The organism is Roseococcus sp. GW821-FHT12F05 (assembly GCF_058806835.1).
This window is the reverse complement of the sequence record NZ_JBXAQB010000034.1, coordinates 1-6,120: the sequence shown is the minus strand read 5'-3', so window position 1 is coordinate 6,120 and position 6,120 is coordinate 1. Positions and strand designations below refer to the sequence as shown.

Annotated in this window: 11 protein-coding genes; 6 read left to right on the top strand and 5 right to left on the bottom strand. The window is 64.9% G+C overall.

The genetic code is table 11. The features are described 5' to 3' along the window. Nucleotides 1-162 precede the first annotated feature (162 nt). The gene (locus AC1ROY_RS33790) at nucleotides 163-447 is read left to right on the top strand and encodes a hypothetical protein (protein WP_493153356.1); all 285 of its coding nucleotides are present in this window, start codon (nucleotides 163-165) and stop codon (nucleotides 445-447) included. A gap of 926 nt (nucleotides 448-1,373) precedes the next feature. Here the strand turns inward: AC1ROY_RS33790 and AC1ROY_RS33785 are convergent. Together AC1ROY_RS33785 and AC1ROY_RS33780 are read right to left on the bottom strand one after the other, a co-directional pair. Further along, nucleotides 1,374-1,802 (bottom strand): hypothetical protein, encoded by a 429-nt coding sequence (locus tag AC1ROY_RS33785; protein WP_493153355.1) that lies wholly within the window; start codon nucleotides 1,800-1,802, stop codon nucleotides 1,374-1,376. Between the two features lie 55 nt (nucleotides 1,803-1,857). After that, nucleotides 1,858-2,337: an Hsp20 family protein gene (locus AC1ROY_RS33780; protein WP_493153354.1), complete on the bottom strand. Its 480-nt coding sequence runs from the start codon at nucleotides 2,335-2,337 to the stop codon at nucleotides 1,858-1,860. Nucleotides 2,338-2,577: 240 nt separating this feature from the next. On the opposite strand from AC1ROY_RS33780, the gene AC1ROY_RS33775 reads away from it, so the two are divergent. Then, nucleotides 2,578-2,814: an AbrB/MazE/SpoVT family DNA-binding domain-containing protein gene (locus tag AC1ROY_RS33775; RefSeq protein ID WP_493153353.1), complete on the top strand. Its 237-nt coding sequence runs from the start codon at nucleotides 2,578-2,580 to the stop codon at nucleotides 2,812-2,814. After that, on the top strand, nucleotides 2,811-3,218 hold the full coding sequence (locus tag AC1ROY_RS33770) for a type II toxin-antitoxin system death-on-curing family toxin (RefSeq protein ID WP_493153352.1): 408 nt from the start codon (nucleotides 2,811-2,813) through the stop codon (nucleotides 3,216-3,218). Before AC1ROY_RS33775 ends, AC1ROY_RS33770 begins: the two co-directional genes overlap by 4 nt. Nucleotides 3,219-3,475: 257 nt before the next feature. On the opposite strand, the gene AC1ROY_RS33765 is transcribed toward AC1ROY_RS33770, so the two are convergent. After that, the gene (locus tag AC1ROY_RS33765) at nucleotides 3,476-3,925 is read right to left on the bottom strand and encodes a DUF3597 domain-containing protein (protein WP_493153351.1); all 450 of its coding nucleotides are present in this window, start codon (nucleotides 3,923-3,925) and stop codon (nucleotides 3,476-3,478) included. Nucleotides 3,926-4,158: 233 nt separating this feature from the next. Between AC1ROY_RS33765 and AC1ROY_RS33760 the strand changes: the two genes are divergently transcribed. Beyond that, nucleotides 4,159-4,425 (top strand): hypothetical protein, encoded by a 267-nt coding sequence (locus tag AC1ROY_RS33760; RefSeq protein WP_493153350.1) that lies wholly within the window; start codon nucleotides 4,159-4,161, stop codon nucleotides 4,423-4,425. A 70-nt stretch (nucleotides 4,426-4,495) separates the two neighbouring features. Continuing rightward, complete coding sequence (locus AC1ROY_RS33755; RefSeq protein ID WP_493153349.1) at nucleotides 4,496-4,792, top strand: hypothetical protein; 297 nt, start codon at nucleotides 4,496-4,498, stop codon at nucleotides 4,790-4,792. Nucleotides 4,793-4,838: 46 nt separating this feature from the next. Here the strand turns inward: AC1ROY_RS33755 and AC1ROY_RS33750 are convergent, their stop codons facing one another. Then, nucleotides 4,839-5,051, bottom strand: coding sequence for a hypothetical protein (locus AC1ROY_RS33750; RefSeq protein ID WP_493153348.1), 213 nt, complete (start codon nucleotides 5,049-5,051; stop codon nucleotides 4,839-4,841). Between the two features lie 236 nt (nucleotides 5,052-5,287). Here AC1ROY_RS33750 and AC1ROY_RS33745 point away from each other — a divergent pair, with 236 nt between their 5' ends. Then, nucleotides 5,288-5,446, top strand: a complete 159-nt coding sequence (locus AC1ROY_RS33745; RefSeq protein ID WP_493153347.1) for a hypothetical protein — start codon at nucleotides 5,288-5,290, stop codon at nucleotides 5,444-5,446. Nucleotides 5,447-5,539: 93 nt separating this feature from the next. On the opposite strand, the gene AC1ROY_RS33740 is transcribed toward AC1ROY_RS33745, so the two are convergent. After that, nucleotides 5,540-5,707, bottom strand: coding sequence for a hypothetical protein (locus AC1ROY_RS33740; RefSeq protein ID WP_493153346.1), 168 nt, complete (start codon nucleotides 5,705-5,707; stop codon nucleotides 5,540-5,542). Nucleotides 5,708-6,120 lie beyond the last annotated feature (413 nt).

The window sequence follows — 6,120 nt, the reverse complement described above, 5'->3', positions numbered from 1 at the left end:
CGAAGTCCCCTCGCTCCAAGCTGACCCAGCACACTCAACACACCCGCCGGAAGAAGGGCCTCGGCACCGCGCTTACGGAAGAAGGGCCTCGGCACCGCGCTTACCCCGCACCCGAAGGGTCATCCCCTTCTGGGCTGGCATCTCGAGGACGTGGTTGCGCAGGTGAGGCGAGCCGAGGGGACGGAACTCGAGGCTCTGCTCGAGCTCACACACCGCGACGCTGCCGGCTTCGTGCAGCTGCTGATCGAGATCGAGCCTGGTCTAACGCTGGAGAACCTTCGCAGCGACGTCGCTCATCTGCGCTTGCGGAAGAAGCTGCGGGCGCACGGGATCACCATCAAGCCGGCGCCGTTGGCGCGCCTCGTGAAGCTGCTGGAGGACCAGCACGCGGAGCTGCTGCGGCCGCTCTGGCGGACCGTAGGTGGGGCGCTGCAGGTGGTGAAGTAGCACGTCGTCTGGGCAGCCCGAGGCAGTCGAAAAATCGGCACGGGCCTGGCCTGTTCCCGAGCATCACGGTCGGACCGTCAAACTGCCGTCCGTGCACCCCGCCACGGCGAGCGTACACCTCCAGGGTAACAGTCGAAGGCCTCATGTCCATAACTCTGCATGTTCAGCGGGCGACATAGACCGGACATGTCAAATCCGGACGTCCGATTTTGTGGCTAATATCGGTCAGCGCTCATGGAGTAGCTCTGAAGGACATGCGCCCCATCGCCAGATCCGCTCCTGGCGAGACGACGCTCCCCGTCGTGCTTAGCCCAGCCCGAGTTGGATTGCGGTGACCAAGGCCGCCAACGTGCAGCCGAGAGCCGCCACATAGACGATGAGTTGGGATTCGCCCGCCCGTCGAAGCGCCTGAGCGGCAAGGATACCGAGTGCCGTGCACAGCACGAGAAGCACGACCGTCTGGGGGCGGCCCGACATCAGGTCCTGCACAGCCGCGGACATCACGGCACTCACCTGTGTGCCGGACCTGGCGTCGCCGCTTCCGCCAAAGCCGAGGTTGCAAGGGAACGGCTAGATCCGCTCAACGAACCCTCGTCCCAAGCATCGCCCTTTCGGTCCTGAAGGACGTTAGAAAAGCCGGTACCAAGAGGGTCGAAAGGATTGGGCATCGATCCACCTCAGTCTTTCCATGATGTCAGCTCGCTGTCTACCTGAACAGGCATATAAAAAGACCCGGCTCGAATTTCTCCGGCCGGGTCAAGTGTCGATACACCGAAATAATCCCGGCTGATCCTGATCGACGACGATGATTATGCGGGGAAACTGCCGATTCACCAGCCCGGATACGAGGATTATTAGTTACTAACTTAGGTTAATGTTGATGCCGGCGGACTTCGCGGCACCCTTTGGCGCGGACCATTGGTGAATCATGCTCCGGCCGGAACCAGTTCAGCGGCGCCCTGGCAAAGAGGCCCGCCCGGCCCGCCCCAACGTGTCGGACGGGCGCCAATCGGGCTTGGCGGTGGGTCGTCGTCGTCATCATCCGACGAGGGCTTACGATGGGCCCGCAGGAGACGCCGGATCTCCAAGGCGTGCTCCATTTCGTCGAGCGCTTGCAGAGCTTCGACGATCTCGCGAACCGGCACCTGGAACCCGCTTTCGAGCTGACGCAGCCAGGGACGATCCGGTACTGCATTTGCATCCGACGCCCACGCCGCGAGGGTCTCGCGCTTCTCGGCGAGCGTCATGGCGTTGTCTTCCACGACGTCTTCCGGATGGGCGAAGCCCGCCGAGGGATTGGCGAGCACGGCGGCCGGCGCATCGGGCGACTGCCCGACCTGATGTTCGAAAGGCATCTCCACCTCCGTGATAGATGCCTCCCGGCGAGGCCGGGAGGCACGTGCTGGTCCGTCAGGCGGCCTGGGCGGTCGCGCCCGTCTCGGCGGGCGCGGCGATCTCGCCGGCCGGCTCGCGGGGGCTCTCGGTCCCGATCGCGATGCGGCGGGGCTGGAGCGCCTCGGGGATCTCACGCACCAGGTCGATGGTGAGCATGCCATTCACGAGATTGGCGCCCGTCACCTTGAGGTGATCGGCGAGGTTGAAGCTCTGACGGAAGCTCCTGAATGCGAGCCCCTGATGGAGCATGCCCTTCCGCTGGCCGTTCTCCGCCTCCTTCTTCCCGGCGACGACGAGGACGCTGCCCTGCTGGGTCAGCTCGATGTCCTCGATGGAGAAGCCGGCAAGCGCCATGGTGATGCGGTAGGCGTTGTTGTCGATGCGCTCGATGTCGTAGGGCGGCCATTCGGGGCGGATGCTGTTTTCCAACCTCTCGAAGAGGCGATCGAAGCCCACCGTGGAGCGGTAGAGCGGGGCGAAATCAGCAGTCCTCATATCCACATCCTCCTTGAGCAATATGGGTACGGACGCCGGCGCAACCGGCGCCTGGTCGAGCTCGCTGAGCCTCGACGCCGGACGAATTATTTTCGCAGCGCCGCGGTTCAAGAGGCCACCTGGTCCACCAAAAGCGCATGGCCCCATGCAGCGGGCGCAAATGTGGCGCGGGCTTCCCGAGGGACACCGCCATTGGCAGCCAGCCTTGACTGTCCTTACGTAAGTTCTTACATAAATGCCATGACCACTGTCGCCACCCGCACCCGCCTCGCCCGCCAGGGCAACAGCACCGGCCTGACCCTCTCGCGCGAGGTCCTGGAGGCCGCTGGCCTCGATCGCGGGACCGAGGTGGTGGTGGAAGCCACGGACGGCCGTATCGTCATCACGCCGGCCGCCTCGCCGCATGCCAAGGCCATGGAGAGTTTCGAGCGGTCCCTCGGGCGCTACGGCCGCACCTACGCCGCCCTGGCGAAGTGAGCGGCCCGGAGGGCGGCATCGAGCTTCCGCCGACCGAAACCCTCATCGCCATGCACAAGCGACTGATCGCGCTCTACGGTGGCGCGGCGGGCATCCGGGATCCGGGAGCCTTGGATGCCGCGCTCGCGCGGCCCAGCCATCTGGCGGTCTACGGCAACGTGACCTCGGTTCCGCACCTTGCTGCGGCCGTGGCCTACGGCGTCTGCCGCATCCGCCATCCCTTCGTCGACGGCAACAAGCGCGTGGCCTTCGCGGCGCTCTTCGTCATCCTGGACATGAACTGCCTCGTGCTTGACGTGGCCGAGGCCGAGGCCACGCGCGTCATGCTCGAGGTCGCGGAAGGTCGCATGTCCGAGGAGGACTTCGCCGGCTGGGTCGAGAGAAGCTCCTACAGGGCGGAGTAGGATTTAGGCGACCTTGAAATGCGAGCTGGACTGCGGGACATGACGCCCCAAGCGCTCGGCCTCGTCCAACCGGCATGACCCACGCGCCGCTTCTCCGGCGAGCTGCTGTACTGTCCGATAGCATACACATGGGGCTGAGATTTTATTCGCCTGAAGCGCCTACGGCGCAATATGTGCATAGGCTCGATCAGGTTGAGCAAGCCCGAGATGCGCGGAGCGCGCCCAGCAGGAGCGTCTTCCGCCGGGCGCTGTGCAGCTCAGCCCTTGAGGCTCTCCGGCACCTTTCCGCCGTTCTGGGCCAGTTGCTGCCACACCGCCTTCGACAAGGCGATATTCTGCTCGGCCGATCCGTGCTCGCCCGCATGCACGTTCAGTTCGTTTGCCAACTCCTTCCGCGCGTTGAGGCTGGAATCCAGGTCGAGCATCTTCAGGAGGTCGACGATGGACGTCCTCCAATTTCCGCCCCCGCCCTTCTTCGCCGCCAGATCCTTCAGAATCGCTTCCACGTCGGCCTGCCCGAGCGTCGCTGGGGCTGCGCGGGATGAGGAGGCCTGGCCGCTGTTCTGGGCGTCTGCGGGAGGCGTGGGCGAGGATGTGGGCGTGGAGGACGCCGCACTCGGACTGGTTGCAGGCGTCGCGGCCGCGGGCGTGGCGGCGCCGGTCGCGTGATGAAAAATCTTGTTGAGGATGGAACTGAAGATGCTCATGTCACTGGCTCTCTGGTTGATGGCCTCAGCGGCGTAGGGCCGGCAAGGCGGCGATTCCGGCGGGCCTCGACCGCGAACCAGGAGAGAGGCCGCGGCGGCGAGGTCAGAACCGTCGGCGTTCCGATCCGGTTTCAGAACCGGCGAGCGCGGGCCCGCGTAATATCCCTCCAGTCGACGACAGCCGCCGCCCCGGTCCCGCGTTTGTGACGTCAGTCAGCAACGCAGAGGCAACAATGACCCACCCGATCCTGCCCCAGATTCCGCCCGATGTGACCGACGTCCACGAGCAAATCGCGGCACTCCGCGCTAAGGTGGACGAGCTCATGAACAAGCAAGTCACGCCCGCCGTCGCGGCAGCCGCTGATCAGGCGGAGAAGCTCGCGCATCGGGCCACCGACCAGCTTGGGCAAGTGTCGTCGTGCATCCGGGAACGGCCTTTGGCGAGCATCGCCGCCAGCTTGGTGGCCGGATACGTTATTGCTGCGCTCGTCCGGAAATGACCCGCAGCGTCCGGCTGCTTGGGATAGCCGCCGAGGCCGAGATCCTTCGGCTCAAGCGGGAGCCGCTCTGGTGGCCCGCTCTCTGGCGGTCCAGGTGGCGGCCGGCTTCTTCGGCCTTATCGTGCTGGGGTTGCTGCACGCCGCCGCCTGGATCTGGCTGGCCGAGCGAAACGGAAGTCTTCTCGCCTTCCTCTATGTGGCGGCCGGGGACGCCGTTCTGGCAGCGCTCCTGCTGATACTGGCGCAGCGCCGGACCGATCCCGTTGCGCACGACGCTCTGCTCGTGCGCCGACGGGCGATCGTCGAAGCGAAGTCCAGCCTGCCGCTGGTCGGTTGGTTTCGAAAGGACCGGGCTTCTCTTCGGTAGCCGGCCGCCCGTCATGGCGGGATAGAGATGGTTCGAGTCCGTCGGCCTAACTCGGCTCCAGCCCCAGCCATGCCGTACCTGCGTCTTCAATCACGAGTACGGATGTCTCCGCGGCGAATTTCTTAACGAGCTCCTCGACCTCCTTGAGTACGGAATCCTTCGAGCCGCTCTTGCGGTTCAATCGATACATTGATGGCGGCAGGCGGTATTTGATGCCATCCTCTGCCTTGATCGTGCCGGCGAAGCCGCTGGCTTTCATGGCGGCCGCCAGGTGGCCTTGCTCGATCTGATCAAGGACGGATTTTCGGTAGTACGTAAAAGGCGGGCATCGAAGCTTCCCTCGCAACCTTTGCGAGATACTGCTTGCCAAGTCATCGGTCTAGCATCTGCCCCGGCCAGGCCAGGAGGCGCAGCGCACTGAGGGAAAGTACGTAAGGTGTTCCAAGTAAGGGAATGCCCTACCCTGCGAGGGTCGCCCCATCAGGAACAACCAGCATGGCCGATCCAGTCACGACCAGCCCATCTCCGGGAGAGCGGGTTTTGCGGGTTTCGAAGCCCGAGGAGGGATCGAGCAAAGGGGATCTCTGGGCGTTGGCCCGGGCGACGGGCTACCTCCTTCTCGGGATCATCGTGCTCGGCTGGATCATCACCTAAAGTACCCGGCCTAGTACCGGCTAATTCCCATCGCCGGCGCGAACGCGATTACCGCGAGGATGATGAGGATCAGCTGGAGGCGGCTGCCGTGCATCAGGGCGTCTTGCCCGTCAGCCGCGACAGGACGGCTTCCATCCGATCCAGCAGCTCGCGCGACCGAAGCTTGGCGGTGGGGGTCTCAATTCCGCGGGCGATGAGCAGTCTCAACTCATCCGAGACCGGCATGTAGTCGAGTTCGGCTGCCTTGGCTGCGGACATCATGTCGGTGTTTCTCGCGGACTGCTGTGTATCGGAGCGGGGACGATCACTGGGTGTGAACACGTCGCGGGGGCTGCCGTTGCTCAGGAGTGGCTGAGTTGAGGCCGTGACCCGCTGGTCGAGGAGCGCCGGCCGATGGGGGCCTGGGCACGGCGGTGCCGAGCGGGTGAAGAGGGCGGCCACTGCCTGACCGCGTTTCTTGATTTTGGATCGTTCCCCAAAATCCCCATAATCCCCAAAATCTCGGCAAAGAGCCGGCCGGGCAAGCAGCGGCTGACTGACCACGTTGCCTGGGCTGGATGAGAGGCCCAATGGCATCACCCATGCGTGGTGCTCGGTCCATCGGGCGGATAGCCCTGGCGCAGCCAGTCCACCACCTCCAGCGGGCGGCGGCGCGGCAGGCGGGCCGCCTGGCG